12 protein-coding genes and 1 tRNA gene are annotated in these 13,164 nt (G+C 70.4%); 10 read left to right on the top strand and 3 right to left on the bottom strand.

Going from position 1 to position 13,164, the window contains the following annotated elements:
* The first annotated feature begins 29 nt into the window (after positions 1 to 29).
* The 6 genes from QBL21_RS34265 to QBL21_RS34290 all read left to right on the top strand — a co-directional run bounded on the left by QBL21_RS34265 (position 30) and on the right by QBL21_RS34290 (position 5,189).
* The gene (locus tag QBL21_RS34265) at positions 30 to 398 is read left to right on the top strand and encodes a DUF488 domain-containing protein (protein ID WP_407566104.1); all 369 of its coding nucleotides are present in this window, start codon (positions 30 to 32) and stop codon (positions 396 to 398) included.
* Between the two features lie 104 nt (positions 399 to 502).
* Positions 503 to 1,423, top strand: a complete 921-nt coding sequence (locus QBL21_RS34270) for an HdeD family acid-resistance protein (protein WP_407566105.1) — start codon at positions 503 to 505, stop codon at positions 1,421 to 1,423.
* 128 nt (positions 1,424 to 1,551) lie between these two features.
* A complete protein-coding gene (locus QBL21_RS34275; RefSeq protein WP_407566106.1) occupies positions 1,552 to 2,169 on the top strand; it encodes an HhH-GPD-type base excision DNA repair protein in 618 nt (205 codons plus the stop codon).
* A gap of 176 nt (positions 2,170 to 2,345) precedes the next feature.
* Positions 2,346 to 3,878: a M20/M25/M40 family metallo-hydrolase gene (locus QBL21_RS34280; RefSeq protein WP_407566107.1), complete on the top strand. Its 1,533-nt coding sequence runs from the start codon at positions 2,346 to 2,348 to the stop codon at positions 3,876 to 3,878.
* Positions 3,879 to 4,135: 257 nt separating this feature from the next.
* Positions 4,136 to 4,432, top strand: a complete 297-nt coding sequence (locus QBL21_RS34285; protein ID WP_018836497.1) for a type II toxin-antitoxin system VapB family antitoxin — start codon at positions 4,136 to 4,138, stop codon at positions 4,430 to 4,432.
* A gap of 94 nt (positions 4,433 to 4,526) precedes the next feature.
* The gene (locus QBL21_RS34290) at positions 4,527 to 5,189 is read left to right on the top strand and encodes a LytR C-terminal domain-containing protein (RefSeq protein ID WP_407566661.1); all 663 of its coding nucleotides are present in this window, start codon (positions 4,527 to 4,529) and stop codon (positions 5,187 to 5,189) included.
* Positions 5,190 to 5,489: 300 nt separating this feature from the next.
* On the opposite strand, the gene upp is transcribed toward QBL21_RS34290, so the two are convergent.
* Positions 5,490 to 6,122 (bottom strand): uracil phosphoribosyltransferase, encoded by a 633-nt coding sequence (gene upp, locus QBL21_RS34295; RefSeq protein WP_407566108.1) that lies wholly within the window; start codon positions 6,120 to 6,122, stop codon positions 5,490 to 5,492.
* A 152-nt stretch (positions 6,123 to 6,274) separates the two neighbouring features.
* Between upp and QBL21_RS34300 the strand changes: the two genes are divergently transcribed.
* From QBL21_RS34300 to QBL21_RS34315, 4 genes are all read left to right on the top strand, one after another.
* The gene (locus QBL21_RS34300) at positions 6,275 to 6,460 is read left to right on the top strand and encodes a hypothetical protein (protein WP_407566109.1); all 186 of its coding nucleotides are present in this window, start codon (positions 6,275 to 6,277) and stop codon (positions 6,458 to 6,460) included.
* A 191-nt stretch (positions 6,461 to 6,651) separates the two neighbouring features.
* Positions 6,652 to 7,200, top strand: coding sequence for a hypothetical protein (locus QBL21_RS34305; RefSeq protein WP_407566110.1), 549 nt, complete (start codon positions 6,652 to 6,654; stop codon positions 7,198 to 7,200).
* 56 nt (positions 7,201 to 7,256) lie between these two features.
* Positions 7,257 to 7,763 carry a nucleoside deaminase gene (locus QBL21_RS34310; protein WP_407566111.1) on the top strand — a complete coding sequence of 169 codons (507 nt, stop codon included), beginning with the start codon at positions 7,257 to 7,259 and terminating at the stop codon, positions 7,761 to 7,763.
* Between the two features lie 41 nt (positions 7,764 to 7,804).
* A tRNA-Ser gene (locus tag QBL21_RS34315) sits at positions 7,805 to 7,894 on the top strand.
* 123 nt (positions 7,895 to 8,017) lie between these two features.
* Here the strand turns inward: QBL21_RS34315 and QBL21_RS34320 are convergent.
* Both QBL21_RS34320 and QBL21_RS34325 read right to left on the bottom strand, forming a co-directional pair.
* Positions 8,018 to 8,389 carry a hypothetical protein gene (locus tag QBL21_RS34320; protein WP_407566112.1) on the bottom strand — a complete coding sequence of 124 codons (372 nt, stop codon included), beginning with the start codon at positions 8,387 to 8,389 and terminating at the stop codon, positions 8,018 to 8,020.
* Positions 8,390 to 8,445: 56 nt separating this feature from the next.
* Positions 8,446 to 12,978, bottom strand: coding sequence for a DUF6531 domain-containing protein (locus tag QBL21_RS34325; RefSeq protein WP_407566113.1), 4,533 nt, complete (start codon positions 12,976 to 12,978; stop codon positions 8,446 to 8,448).
* Positions 12,979 to 13,164 lie beyond the last annotated feature (186 nt).

Below are 13,164 nucleotides of genomic sequence, written 5' to 3' on the forward strand. Positions count from 1 at the left end.
GGGGCTCGCCGCACGGCTACCGTGGACGTATGGCCACAAAGCACGCACCCCCTCGGATACGACGGGTCTACGACGCCCCCGAGCCCGACGACGGCACGCGCGTCCTCGTCGACCGGCTCTGGCCCCGCGGCGTCTCCAAGGACAGGGCACACGTCGACGAGTGGCTGAAGGCCGTGGCGCCCTCGGACGAGCTGCGCCACTGGCTCCACGCGGACCTCGACCGCTTCCCCGACTTCGCCGGGCGCTATCGCGCGGAGCTGGCGGAGGGCGGGCGCGCGCAGGCGCTGGCGCATCTGCGCGAGCTGTACGAGCGGGGGCCGCTGACGCTGGTGACCAGCACGAAGGAAGTGGAGCGCAGCCACGTGCCGGTCCTCGCGGAGGAGCTGGAGCGGGGCTGAAGGGCGGGCCGGGGAAGTAGGGGGGCCTGCGGGAGAGGGCGTACGGGTCACCCGTTCGGCCCACGCCGGTGGCAGCCCGGCAGGCTCCGCTCGCAGCCTGGAACATGAGCACCGACCCGGCATCCCACCCCGGCCAGCCCGGCCGGCCCGGTCGATCCGGCCAGCCCGGCGGCCACGACCGGCCCCTCCGTTCCGACGAAGGCATACGTCCCGTCGGCGACGGCACCCGCCGCGTGGACGACGGCACCCGCGGCGCCGGCAACGGCCCTCGCGGCGCCGGCAACGGCATCCGCCGCATGGACGACCGCGCCGCAGGCCGGGACACCCCCCGGCCCACGGCCCCGGCCACCCCCCAGGAGCGCCGGCTGACCGTCGTCGAGGGCGACGAGCACCGCGGCCCGCCGCCCCCCGGCGGCGGCACGGAACGTACCGCCGACCGAGACCGCGACCGCGACGCCCTCCCCGAAGGGCCCCTCGCCCTGCTGGCCAGGGGCGCCTGGCAGACGGTGCTGCTCGCCGGCGTCGCCGCCCTCGTCCTCGGCGTCCTCGCGCTCGCCTGGCCCGGCGAGACGCTCCGCGTCGTCGGCATCCTCTTCGGCGTGTACCTGGTGGTCAGCGGCGTGATGCAGCTCGTCGCCGCGTTCGGTACGCACGCCTCCACCGCGCTGCGCGTGATGGCGTTCATCAGCGGCGCCCTGTGCATCCTGCTGGGCCTGCTGTGCTTCCGCAGCGCGCTCCAGTCCATCCTGCTGCTCGCCCTGTGGATCGGCATCGGCTGGCTGTTCCGCGGCATCACCCAGGCGGTGGCCGCCGGTTCCGACGAGGCGATGCCGGCGCGCGGCTGGCAGATCGGCCTCGGCGTCATCTCGGCGCTGGCCGGCATCGTGCTGATCGTCTCGCCGCTGACGTCGATCGCGCTCCTCACCTACCTGGCCGGCGCCTGGCTGCTGGCGGTCGGCGTCATCGAGATCGTCACCGCGATGCGCATCCGCCACCGCGCGAAGCACCTCCCCGCCGGCGCCTGAGCCGCCCGCCCCCGGACCCTCCCTCCGGGCCCCTCCCCCCGAGCCCCCACGCCCCCGGCGCTTCGGCCGCGCCGGGGGCCCGCGTGTTGCCGGGCGGGGCCGCGGGGGCGGGCTGCCATGATGCTCGTATGAACGTCACCGTCCGTCTCGCGCAGCAGCCGGAGGCCGACGCGCTGCTCGGCCGCAGCCCGCTGGCCGCCCTGATCGGCATGCTCCTCGACCAGCAGGTACCCATGGAGTGGGCGTTCTCCGGCCCGTACACGATCGCCCACCGCATGGGCGGCGACGACCTCGACGCCCACGCCATCGCCGCGCACGACCCCGACGCCTTCGTGCAGCTCCTCTCGGAGAAGCCGGCGGTGCACCGCTACCCCGGCTCGATGGCCAAGCGGGTCCAGCAGCTCTGCGCGTACCTCGTGCACGAGTACGACGGCGACGCCGAGGGCGTCTGGCGCGGGGTGACCAGCGGGAAGGAGCTGCTGCGGCGGCTCCAGGCGCTGCCGGGGTACGGGAAGCAGAAGGCGCAGATCTTCGTCGCGCTGCTGGGCAAGCAGTACGGCGTCACGCCCGACGGCTGGCGCGAGGCGGCGGGTGCGTACGGCGAGGACGGCAGCCGGCGCTCGGTCGCGGACATCACCGGGCCGGACTCGCTGGCCGAGGTGCGGGCGTACAAGCAGGAGGCGAAGCAGGCGGCGAAGGCGAAGCCGTCCGGGACAGCGGGGACATCCGGGGCGCGCGGGGCGTAGGCAGCGCCCCGGGAACGCGGAGGCGAAGAAGACGTCCCGAACCGGGACGGGTTGGCCTCCGGACCATTCCGCAACGCCGTTCGAGTCGCTAGGTTGCTCGCACCCCGTCCGCCTTGCGGACAGGAGACCCCACACGCCGGACAGGTTCGCCCACCTTTGACGTCGGAAGGACTCCTGTGTTCCCTCGAAGATTCACGGCTGCGCTGGGCGCGGCCGCCCTCGCCGTCCCCCTCCTCCTGGCCAGCTCCACGCCCGCGAGCGCCGCGCCCCCGGCGAAGGACGGCGCGAAGCTGGCCCGTGAGCTGGTGCGCAAGGCCGGCGCCTCGGACGCGTACAAGCACCTCAAGGCGTTCCAGCGGATCGCGGACCGCAACGGCGGCCACCGCGCGGCCGGTTCGCCGGGCTACGAGGCGTCCGCCGCGTACGTCTACGACCAGCTCAAGAAGGCCGGCTACGACGTCTCGTACGACACCTTCGACTTCACCTACTCCCAGACGCTGAAGGACGAGTTCGCCGTCGTCTCGCCCGAGGCGCGGGACATCGAGATACACGCGATGACCTTCTCCAAGGCGACCCCCGAGGGCGGCCTCGACGCCCCGCTGGCCGCCGCGCCCGTCGATGCCGACGGCACCTCGGGCTGCGAGCCGGGCGACTTCGCGGGCGGCGACTACACCGGCAAGGTCGCGCTCGTCCAGCGCGGCGGCTGCGACTTCGCCGTCAAGCAGGGCAACGCCGCGGACGCGGGCGCCGTCGCCACCGTCATCTACAACAACACCGCGGGCTCCCTCAACGGCACCCTCGGCGACGCCGAGGCCGTCAAGGTGCCCACCGGCGGCATCACCAAGGCCGAGGGCGAGGCCCTGGCCGCGCTGCTGACGCAGGGCGAGGTCACCGTCCACGTCGACATCCAGATGATCGTCGAGCCGCGGACGACGCGGAACGTCATCGCCGAGACCAAGCGCGGCGCCGAGGACCGCACCGTCATGCTCGGCGCGCACCTCGACTCCGTCCCCGAGGGCGCCGGCATCAACGACAACGCCTCGGGCTCGGCGGCGCTCCTGGAGGTCGCGAAGGAGCTGGCGAAGGCCGAGAAGAAGCCGCGCAACCAGGTGCGCTTCGCGTTCTGGTCGGCGGAGGAGCTGAGCCTCGTCGGCTCCACGGACTACGTGAGCCGGCTGACCCCGCGCCAGTTGCGGGACATCGAGCTGTACCTGAACTTCGACATGGTCGCCTCGCCGAACTACGGCCTCTTCGTCTACGACGGCGACGACTCCGACGGCGTCGGCGAGGGCGCGGGCCCGGAGGGCTCGGCGCAGCTCGAACGGCAGATCACCGACTTCATGGACCGGCGGGGCCTGCCGCACGAGGGCACCGACTTCACCGGCCGTTCCGACTACGGCCCGTTCATCGAGGTCGGCATCCCGTCCGGCGGTACGTTCACGGGCGCGGAGGGGACGAAGACGGAGGCGCAGGCCGTGAAGTTCGGCGGCACGGCGGGCGTCGCGTACGACCCGTGCTACCACGAGGCGTGCGACGACCTGGACAACATCAGCATGCCGGCGTTCGACGCGAACATCGACGTCATCGCCAACGCGGTCGGGACGTACGCGCACGACGTGAGCGCCCTGCGCGAGCCGGTGTCGTTCGTGCCGACCGAGGGCAACGAGGGCAGCGGCGGCGGTGCGCACGACGACCACGCGGAGCGGTGAGCGCGTGACGGCGTAGCACGAAGGCATGGGGAGCCCGGGCGGCGGAAACGGCCCGGGCTCCCTGCCGCCCGCACCCCCGTCCCCGCCCCGGACCACTCCGCGCCCCCCGCACCCCCTTCCCTGCCCCGGCCCCACACCGCCCCCGGGCCCCTTTCCCGCCCGGACCTTGCCTCCGCCTTGCTCCGCGCTTGCCTCTGACTTGCCACTCCTGTGCATCACTGCTGCGCCCGGAGGCGCATCCCCGGTAGGCTTTCCGTGTGATCTTCAAGCGCATCGGAAACGGGAGGCCGTACCCCCACCACGGCCGGGAGTCCACCCGCCAGTGGGCTGACGTCGCACCACGCCCGGTACGCCTCGACCAGTTGGTGACGACGAAGCAGCAACTGGACCTGGAGACGCTCCTCGCCGAGGACTCGACCTTCTACGGCGACCTCTTCGCCCACGTCGTGAAGTGGCGGGGCGACCTCTATCTGGAGGACGGACTGCACCGCGCGGTGCGCGCGGCGCTCCAGCAGCGCCAGGTGCTGCACGCGCGCGTCCTTGAGCTGGACTGACCAGTCCGTTGCCCCTTTCGGGGGGAACCGAGTCCACCCCGTAGATCATTTAGTAGGCACGGCCCCTTCCGGCCACTACGCTGCCGCCATGAGCATGCTGACGCCCCCCGACATGGGCGGGCCGTACCGCATCAAGGGCACCAAGTACCCGCATATGCGCCGAAACCGCCGGCGCCGGAAGGTGCTGGCCCTGCTCGGCGCCGTGCTCGCGGTCGCGGTCGTCGGCTGGGGGACGCTACAGCTCGTCGACACCTTCGCGGGCGGCGGCGACGAGGACACGACGGTGCAGGCCGGCAAGCCGGAGGACTGCGCCGCGCGGGACACGGGCGCGAAGTCCGGCGAGAGCAAGAAGCCGGAGAGCAGGGGCGGGAAGAAGCCGGCGAGGCTGCCGGCCCCGGCGCGCGTCGAGGTCAACGTGCTGAACGCCACCGCCAGGACCGGCCTCGCACAGAAGACCGCCGACGAGCTGGAGAAGCGCGGCTTCAAGATCGGCAAGGTGGACAACGCGCCCGCGGAGTACGACAAGAAGGTACGCGGCCCCGGCGTGCTGCTCGGCGCCCCGGGCACGGTCGACGGCGAGCTGAAGGTGCTGGGCACGCAACTGGCGAAGGCGGAGCCGAAGGCGGTGGAGCGCAAGGGCGCGGTGGTCGACCTGATCATCGGCGACGACTTCCGCGGGCTGACGAAGCCGGCGGAGGCGAAGGCGGCGCTGAAGGCGCTGGCGACGCCGGTGCCGAGGCCGGGCCAGTGCGACTGAGGGCGGAGGGACAGGCGGTACGGGCGGACTGAGCCCGGTCGCGACGCGCAACCACCCGCGCCACGGCGCGCCCGGCGCACGCACGGGCCCCACAACCCCCGGCACAACCGGCGGCCCACGCAGACCGCCAGAAACCGGGGATCAGACACCCTGCCGCCAGGCACCAGGACCCGCCGCGAGGACCCGGCGCCAGCCAGGCAGGGCCGCCGCGAAGACCCGCCGCCAGCCAGGGCCGCCGCCACACGGGGCCGCCGCCAGCCAGGGCCGCCGCCACGCGGGGCCACAGCCAGCCGCCGGCCGCTACGCGGTGCCGTACATCCGGTCACCCGCGTCGCCGAGCCCCGGCACGATGTACCCCGCCTCGTTCAGCCGCTCGTCCATCGCCGCCGTGACCACGGTCACCGGCGCGCCCGCCAGCTCGTGCTCCACCGCGTCGGTCCCCTCCGGGGCGGCCAGCAGGCAGATCGCCGTGACGTCGTCCGCGCCGCGCCGGATCAGCTCGCGGATCGCGGCGACGAGCGTGCCGCCGGTGGCCAGCATCGGGTCGAGGACGTAGACCTGCCGCCCGGACAGATCCTCCGGCAGCCGGTTGGCGTAGGTGCTGGGCTGGAGGGTTTCCTCGTCGCGGATCAGCCCGAGGAAACCGGCCTCCGCCGTCGGCAGCACCCGCATCATGCCGTCCAGCATGCCGAGCCCGGCGCGCAGGATCGGCACGATGAGCGGCCTGGGGCGCGCCAGGCGCACGCCGGTGGTGGCGGCGACCGGGGTGCGGACGTCGACCTGTTCGGTGCGGACGTCCCGGGTCGCTTCGTACGCGAGGAGCGTCACCAGCTCGTCGGCGAGCCGGCGGAAGGTGGGAGAGTCCGTGCGCTCGTCGCGCAGCGTGGTGAGTTTGTGCGCCACCAGGGGGTGGTCGACCACATGAATCCGCATGCGACCGAATCTATCCGAGTCCTGACCGGGCACGGATACGTGTGAGGGGCAGGGGGTACGCGTGGATGAACGGGCCGCGGTTCGTACACAACCGCCAACCGGGTGCAAGGTGGATATGTCCGCCCGGCCCGCCCTGACGCAGGAGGTGTGTGATGCCGGATCGTGATCTGCGCAGCGGTGAACCGCTGCCCGGGACCACCGACGACCGCCGCCGACGCCGGGCCGCTTTCCTCCGCGACCTGCACGAAGCCGAGGAGCTGCGAGCACGCGTCCAGCCGCGGCGCGCCCGGGCGGCGCGACGGCGGCACGTCCACCGCATGCGGACGTTCCGCTGGTAGACGGCCGAAGTGCGCCCGAACGCGGGCCTCGCGGCGGCCCAATTCACGACGCACAGCGGAAGACCCCGCAGACAGCGCAGGTTTCTGTCACGATTCCGGTGAGGGCGGGTCCCCCGCCCCTGGTCGGGGGGAGAGAGCAGGCAAGCTCGACCACCCGGCCCGGCACACCTAGGACCAGTGGGAGAGTCACGGTGTACTTCGCCGCACTGCTCGCGCGCACCGAAGACGGGTGGGAAGCGAGCGATACAGAGCTCGACGACGTGGAGACGCTGGACGACCTGGCCGACCTCGCCCGCGAGGCGACGGCCGACGACGACGAGACCGTGCTGGTGCTGCTCGAACAGGAGGGCATCTGGTACGGCGTCATCCGGATAGACGGTGAGGACGACCCGCGCGTCTTCGTCTCGAACGCCGCCGCCGCGGGGCGCAGCGCGTACGGGGAGATCCTGCTCACCCCCGAGCTGCTCGGCCGGGAGCCGGAGGACGACAGCGCGCTGGACAGCCTGACGGACCTGGACGGCACCGAGGACGGCGAGCCGGACGACGACACCGTCCCGGACCCGGACTCCGACGCGGACGCCGACGCCCCGCCCGGCGCCCCGGCGGGCCCGGTGGGCGACACGGAGCTGCTGGAGGACCTCGGGGTCTCGGAGAAGCAGTTGCTGGCGCTGCACGGCGACGCGGTCAACGAGATCGCCGAGATGCTCGGCGCGGCAGACGTGCTGGAGACGGTCCGCTGACGGATCCCGGCGGAGGAGGGGAGAGCGGCCCGTACGAGGAGCTGTGGGCACCGCCGATGCGGCAGGCCCTGGCGGAGGCGGAGCGCGCCTTGGAGACGGGGGACGTCCCGGTGGGCGCGGTGGTGGTGGGCCCGGTGCACACGGACGCGTCCGCCACCCCGTACGAAACCCTGATCGAGGCGCCCCCGCGGGGCCGGATCCTGGCCCGCGCCAGGAACGAGCGCGAGGCGACGGGCGACCCCACGGCCCACGCGGAGATCCTGGCGCTACGGGCCGCGGCGGCGGCGGTGGGCGGCTGGCGGCTGACGGGGTGCACGCTGGTCGTCACGCTGGAACCGTGCACGATGTGCGCGGGCGCCGCGGTCCTCGCCCGCGTCGACCGCGTCGTCTACGCCGCCCGCGACCCGAAGACGGGCGCGGCCGGCTCCCTCTGGGACGTGCTCCGCGACCGCCGCCTCAACCACCGCCCCGAGGTCGTCCCCCACGTCCTCGCCCCGGCCTCCACCGCCCTCCTCACCACCTTCTTCCGCGAGGGCCCGGCGGCGGCCCCCCCGCGCCAGTAACGATTTCTGCTCACGGCGGCAGGTGGGCTAAGCTGCTCGGCGGTAGCGTGTCCGAGCGGCCGAAGGAGCTCGCCTCGAAAGCGAGTGTGGGGGCAACTCCACCGTGGGTTCAAATCCCACCGCTACCGCCAACGAGAACCCGCCTCCGCCCGACACCCCGGGCCGGAGGCGGTTCCACGCCCGCCCCCAACCCCACAGCCACCGCGCCGGATCCGACCTCCCACCCGCCGCTGCCAGGGCTAGGACCGACGGAGTCAATCCACCTCGTTCCCTGACACTCCGGGCATCGGCCCGAAGGGCGTGGGAGCGTCCACCCACTCGCTGTCCTCACGCCAGTTGCAATGAGTCGCGATCACGGTGCCGACGCCGTCGTTGAGGCGAAATACCTTGCAGGGCCGCCCTGGCTCCTCACGGACTCCCAGCGGCAGGTCCACCTCGGACAGCGAGCCTTCCGAAACTTCCAACTCGCTCAACTTTGTCGGAATCTGCATATAGATAACGTTCGAAAAGAGAATCTCAAGCCTGGTGTCATCCTCATTCCTGGGCTCACTCCGAAGGAGGAGTCGAGACCAGCTCTGGCTGTACTGCCAAACCTTGAAGTCACGTTCCCACCGAGCAATGATCATGAACCGTTCCCCTTTTTACTGGCATGCCTGTCGTTGAGGGTATTTTAGCGTTGGGACTATCCGAGCCCGACGTCTCTGCGAAGTCCGTCGAAGTTCGGCTCCACGAGGTCTTGGATCTCCCCGTCGCGCCAAAAGGTGATGGACGACCAGTCTCTGCTGCCACGCCGGACTGATTCACCGAGAATGTTCATCTCCCGCTGGGTCGTGATCCAATTCGCACCTGCCCTTCCTTCTTGGTAGAAGTACTCAAACTGCTCTTGCGGGGACGGGTTCCTGTTCGTGGTCATGAACCCGTCGAGCAGGACGTGGATTCTTCTCTGTGGTTCCTCATGGGCGACGTGCCTGACGTTGGCCAGTGCGTCTTCGAAGCTCATGCCCATGAAATGTTCAAAGGAATTCCGTCTGGCGAATTCCACCAGGTCCCCGCCTCGACTCAGACCAAGAGCAAGGCATGGTGCAAGACCGGTGGGGTCGGTCTGGGTATGAGGATTGCGGACGTAGGTGGTGGGATTGGGGAGGGGTTCGAGGCCTAGAGGGTCGGGGGTGGTGTAGTGGGCGGTAGCGGGGTCGTAGTAGCGGTGCAGGTTGTAGTGGAGACCGGTCTCCGCGTCGGCGTACTGGCCGGGTAAGCGGAGAGGGGTATGGGCGGTCGCTCCCTGATTCCAAGCGGTAGTGCCGTAGAGGGTGGTGCGGGTTCGCCAGGCGATGTCGCCGTCGGGAGTGACCAGTTCGCGGGGAGTGCCGACGAGATCGGTGACGATCGCGAAGAAGCGTGCGTCGATCTCGTCCTGGGTGGTGGCATCGGTGATGCGCTCGGTCTGGGAGATCGGGGCAATGCCGTTGTAGTCCCAGGTGAGGGTGAGGCGATTGGGCAGGCTGGGGGAACGGGTGGATTCTTCGATGAGAGTGAGGCCGTCGTAGGCGAATGTGATCGTTTCGACGACTGTGTCGGTGCCTGGGGCCAGGCGGATCTTGGCGCGTCTGCGACCGAGAGCATCGTAGGTGTAGCGCCATTCGGTGCCGTCCGGGGTGGCTGCGTGAGTGAGGCGGTCTTCGGCGTCGTATGCGAAACGCCAGGTCTCGGGCTTCTTGGAGATGCGCGTCCGCGTGCGGCGAACCAGCCGTCCGGCAGCATCGTGTTGGTAGCGGTAGCGGCCGGCACGGGTGAGGGTGGTACCGGTGTGGGTGCGCAGACCTGACGCGTCGGGGGTGGTGTGTTCGGCGGGCCAGGTGGCGTTGGCCTGAGCTCCGAGGGAGTCATAGGCGTACGTCTCGGTCCAGTCGGCGGCGCTGACCTGGGTGACGCGGCCGGCGGGATCGAGGTCGAAGGTCTGCCGCCCGGAAATCTGGTCGTCCAGGGCAAGGAGGTATCCGTCCGGGCGGTAGGTGTACGCGCGGGATTGGACGGGAGTGAGCCCCGCGGTGAGGGTCTGCTGGGCGAGGCGGCCGACTGGGTCCCAGTCCGAGGCGAGGGTGAGAGCGCCAATGCTGCGTTCGGTTTCACGGCCGGCGGCGTCGTGGGCGAAGTCCACGGCGTGGCTACCGGCCGTCAGCCTGGTCCGGCGGCCCGCGGCGTCGTATGTGTAGGTACTGACGTGACCGGATGGAGTGCTCCGGTGAGTACGGCGGCCGGCGGCGTCGTAGCCGTGAGCAACGGTTGCCCCGTTCCATACTTCCGCGGTGATCTGTCCGACCAGGTTGCGCTTGAGGCGGAGTTCACCATCAGGGCTGGTGGCAGATGCGAGGCGGCCTGCGCGGTCGTAGGTGTAGCGGGTGACGGTGTCGCCGGTGTTCTTCTCGGTGAGACGGCCGAGCGAGTCACGCTGGTAAGTGACGGTTGCGCCAAGAGGGGTGGTGCGGGTGGCTAGCCGGCCGGCGGGGTCGAGTTCATAGGTGGTCCGGCGGTTGTCGAAGTCGGATTCGGACACGAGACGGCAGGCTGGGTCGTAGGTGTAGTCCCAGGTCAGTCCTAGTGGATTGGTGACCTGCGTGAGGCGTAGCCGCTGGTCGTGGGTGAACGTGTGGGTGGTGCCGTCGGGGTCGGTGCGAGTGGCGATCCGGTCGAAGTGGGTGTACGTGAACGCCGTCGTGTACCCCGCGGGGTTGGTGAGGGTCAGGCAATTGCCCTCGCCGTCGTAAGTCCACCGCTGCTCGGCGCCGTCAGGCCCGACCTGGCGGGCCGGCTGGCCCTCGATAGTCCATTCCATGCGGGTGGTGGCGCCGGTCGGTTCGGTGGCGGCGATCAGGCGGCCGAAGGCGTCCCAGTCGTAGGCGGTGACTCCGCCGGTGGGATCGGTGATCCGGGTGGTCAAGCCGGCGGCATTGCATTCCACTTCGGTGATTGCGCCCAGGGGATCGGTCACCGAGGCGAGCCGGCCCGCACCGTCGTAGGCGTAGCCGGTGGTGTGGCCGGCTGGGTCCGTCAGTGCCACCCGGTTGCCCCGGTCGTCGAGGGTCTGACGCCAGACCGTGCCGTCGGCGTTGATCAACTCGACGGGTGTGGGGTGGCCGTCATAGACCGCGTGAGTCTCACTTCCGTCGGGGCGGGTGACGGTGGTGCAGCGGCGGTCGCCGTCATAGGTGTACCGAGTGCTGTGGCCAAGAGGGTCGGTCTCGGCAACCAGGTTGTGGCGGTCGTCATATTCACTTCGGGTGATCGCGCCGAGGGGGTTGATTTCCGCGATGACCTGGGAGTTGTCGTTGATGACGAAGCGGGTGGTCGAGCCGTCCGTCGTGGTGAGAGTGGTGACGGTGCAGTCTGGCCAGGCGGGGTCGGCGGCGCCGTAGGTGAGGGTGAGAGCGATATGACCGGCCTCGCCGCCTTCAGCGACGCAGCGGTCATGTCGGTCATAGGTATAGGTATAGGAGTGGTTGTTGCGATCGGTCCAAGAGGTGACGCGCAGGCGGTCGTCATAGGTGAAAGTCAGCGGGAAGCGGGAGGAGTTGTAGTCCTCGGTGAGGTTGCCGTCCTCGTCATACCCGAAGCGCTTGATCTCCACGTCGGTGCCGTCAGTGGCGGCACCGGCGAGGTGGAGGGCGGTGACCCGGTCGTCCTCCGTCGTCAGACGGAGGTGATAGCCGGCAGAGTGGCGAATGTCAGTCGGAGCGCCTGCGTCATCGTAGGAAAAGGTGATGGTGTGGCCGTTGCGATCGGATATCCGGTGCAACAGGGTGAGACCATCGCTGTCCGGGTTCTGAAAGTGGCGGGTGCGACCGGTGACTGGATCCGTGATCGTGTAACTGCCGGTCTCCAGAACGGTCAAGGGCCAGCGCGGGCCCGATTCCGGCAGGACGGCAACGCCGGGGCCGGAAGGGTGGCGGTAGGCCAGCAGGCGTCCGTCTTCGGTAATGAAGACGACACCCTGCTCGTCGATCTCCAGCCGTTGGTCGACGGTGGAAGTCCAGGTGGGGCCGAACCACCACCCGCACCGGTACGCCGAGCCGACCCGACGGTTGAACGCCAGGGGCAGGAGACCGGGTAACTCGATGTCGGTCTGGGGGAGATACATCTCGCCGGTGGCCAGGTCGATCGGGTCGGTGAGCTTGTTGACGACGCTCTTGAACCGGTCACGGGCGCCTCGGGCTGCATCACCGAGCATGGTGCGCCCACGCTTGGCCAAGCCCAGCACGCCGGCCTTCATGGCCTTCAGACCCTTCATGGCTTTCAGGCCGCCCTTGGCCATCTTCGCCAGACCGCCGAGGGTGGTGAGGCCCTTCAGGCCGGGGATGCAGTCCAGGGCGGCGAAGGCGACGTCCCACAGGGACGCTTCGCCGTTCATGTACTTCACGAGGGTGTCCGCGAGGACCACCAGGGCGGCGGCGAGGACGACCCAGGCCAGGGGGCCGCCGATGATGAGGACGACGATGCCGAGGACGGCGACGATGACCTTGCAGACGGTGACGATGGTGTCCCAGTTGTCCTTGACCCAGTCGACCGCCTTCTCCCACCACTTGCGGTTCTGGATGCCCGCGTCGGAGGCGTCCTCCAGTTTGTCCTTCGCGTCGGAGGCGGCGTCCTCGCGCATCTTCTTGGCGTCGGCGGCCATCTTCTTCGCCGCTTCCAGGCCGGATTCGGCGTTGTCGACGGCCGTCTGGGCGCTGGTCTGGGCGGACTTGGCGTCGGTGGCGTTGCGGGTGGCGGCCCGTACCTCGGAGTCGTCGGGCTTTTCCTTGCCCTCCTTCTCGTCATACTCCTCGGTCTTGGCGGTGGCGCGTTCGACCCAGGAGGTGGCCGAGTCCAGGCGGCCGGCCGCGGCGGACAGTTCGCTGCGGGCCTCGCGGCCCCTGGCCAGCGCCTTGTCCGCGAGCGACTGGGCGCGTTCCAGCTTCGGCCAGTACGCGGCGAGCGCGTCGCCCGCGAGGTCGTAGGAGCGCTGGAGTTTCCTGAGGTTCTTGGGGACCTCTTCGAACTCGTCCTGGAACGCCTTCGCGGTCTTGCCCGCCCAGCGCAGGAGGGCGTCTTCGCCGGCCATGCCCTTGATCTGGCGTAACGCATCCGCAACGTCGTCGGCGAAGTCGTGCAACTCCCGGGCGAGTTGCTTCACCCGGTCCGGATCGCCCGGCGTGGGGTCCTCGTCCAGGTCGAGCACGTGCCAGTCCGTCGGACGGTTACCCACGGTTCCTCCCAGGGCAGCGGTACGTAGTCTCGAACGAAGCTATAGGAGAGCCTTGTTACGAGCGACGAGCCGGCCCAGCCCGACGTCTTCCGAGGTCCGCCAACGCGAGTAGGACACCGCGCCGGGCTGCACCCGCGTCACGCAAGGGAACAGGCAGGC

Origin of the sequence: Streptomyces sp. 184, from assembly GCF_045781775.1 — a bacterium.
GTDB lineage: Bacteria > Actinomycetota > Actinomycetes > Streptomycetales > Streptomycetaceae > Streptomyces.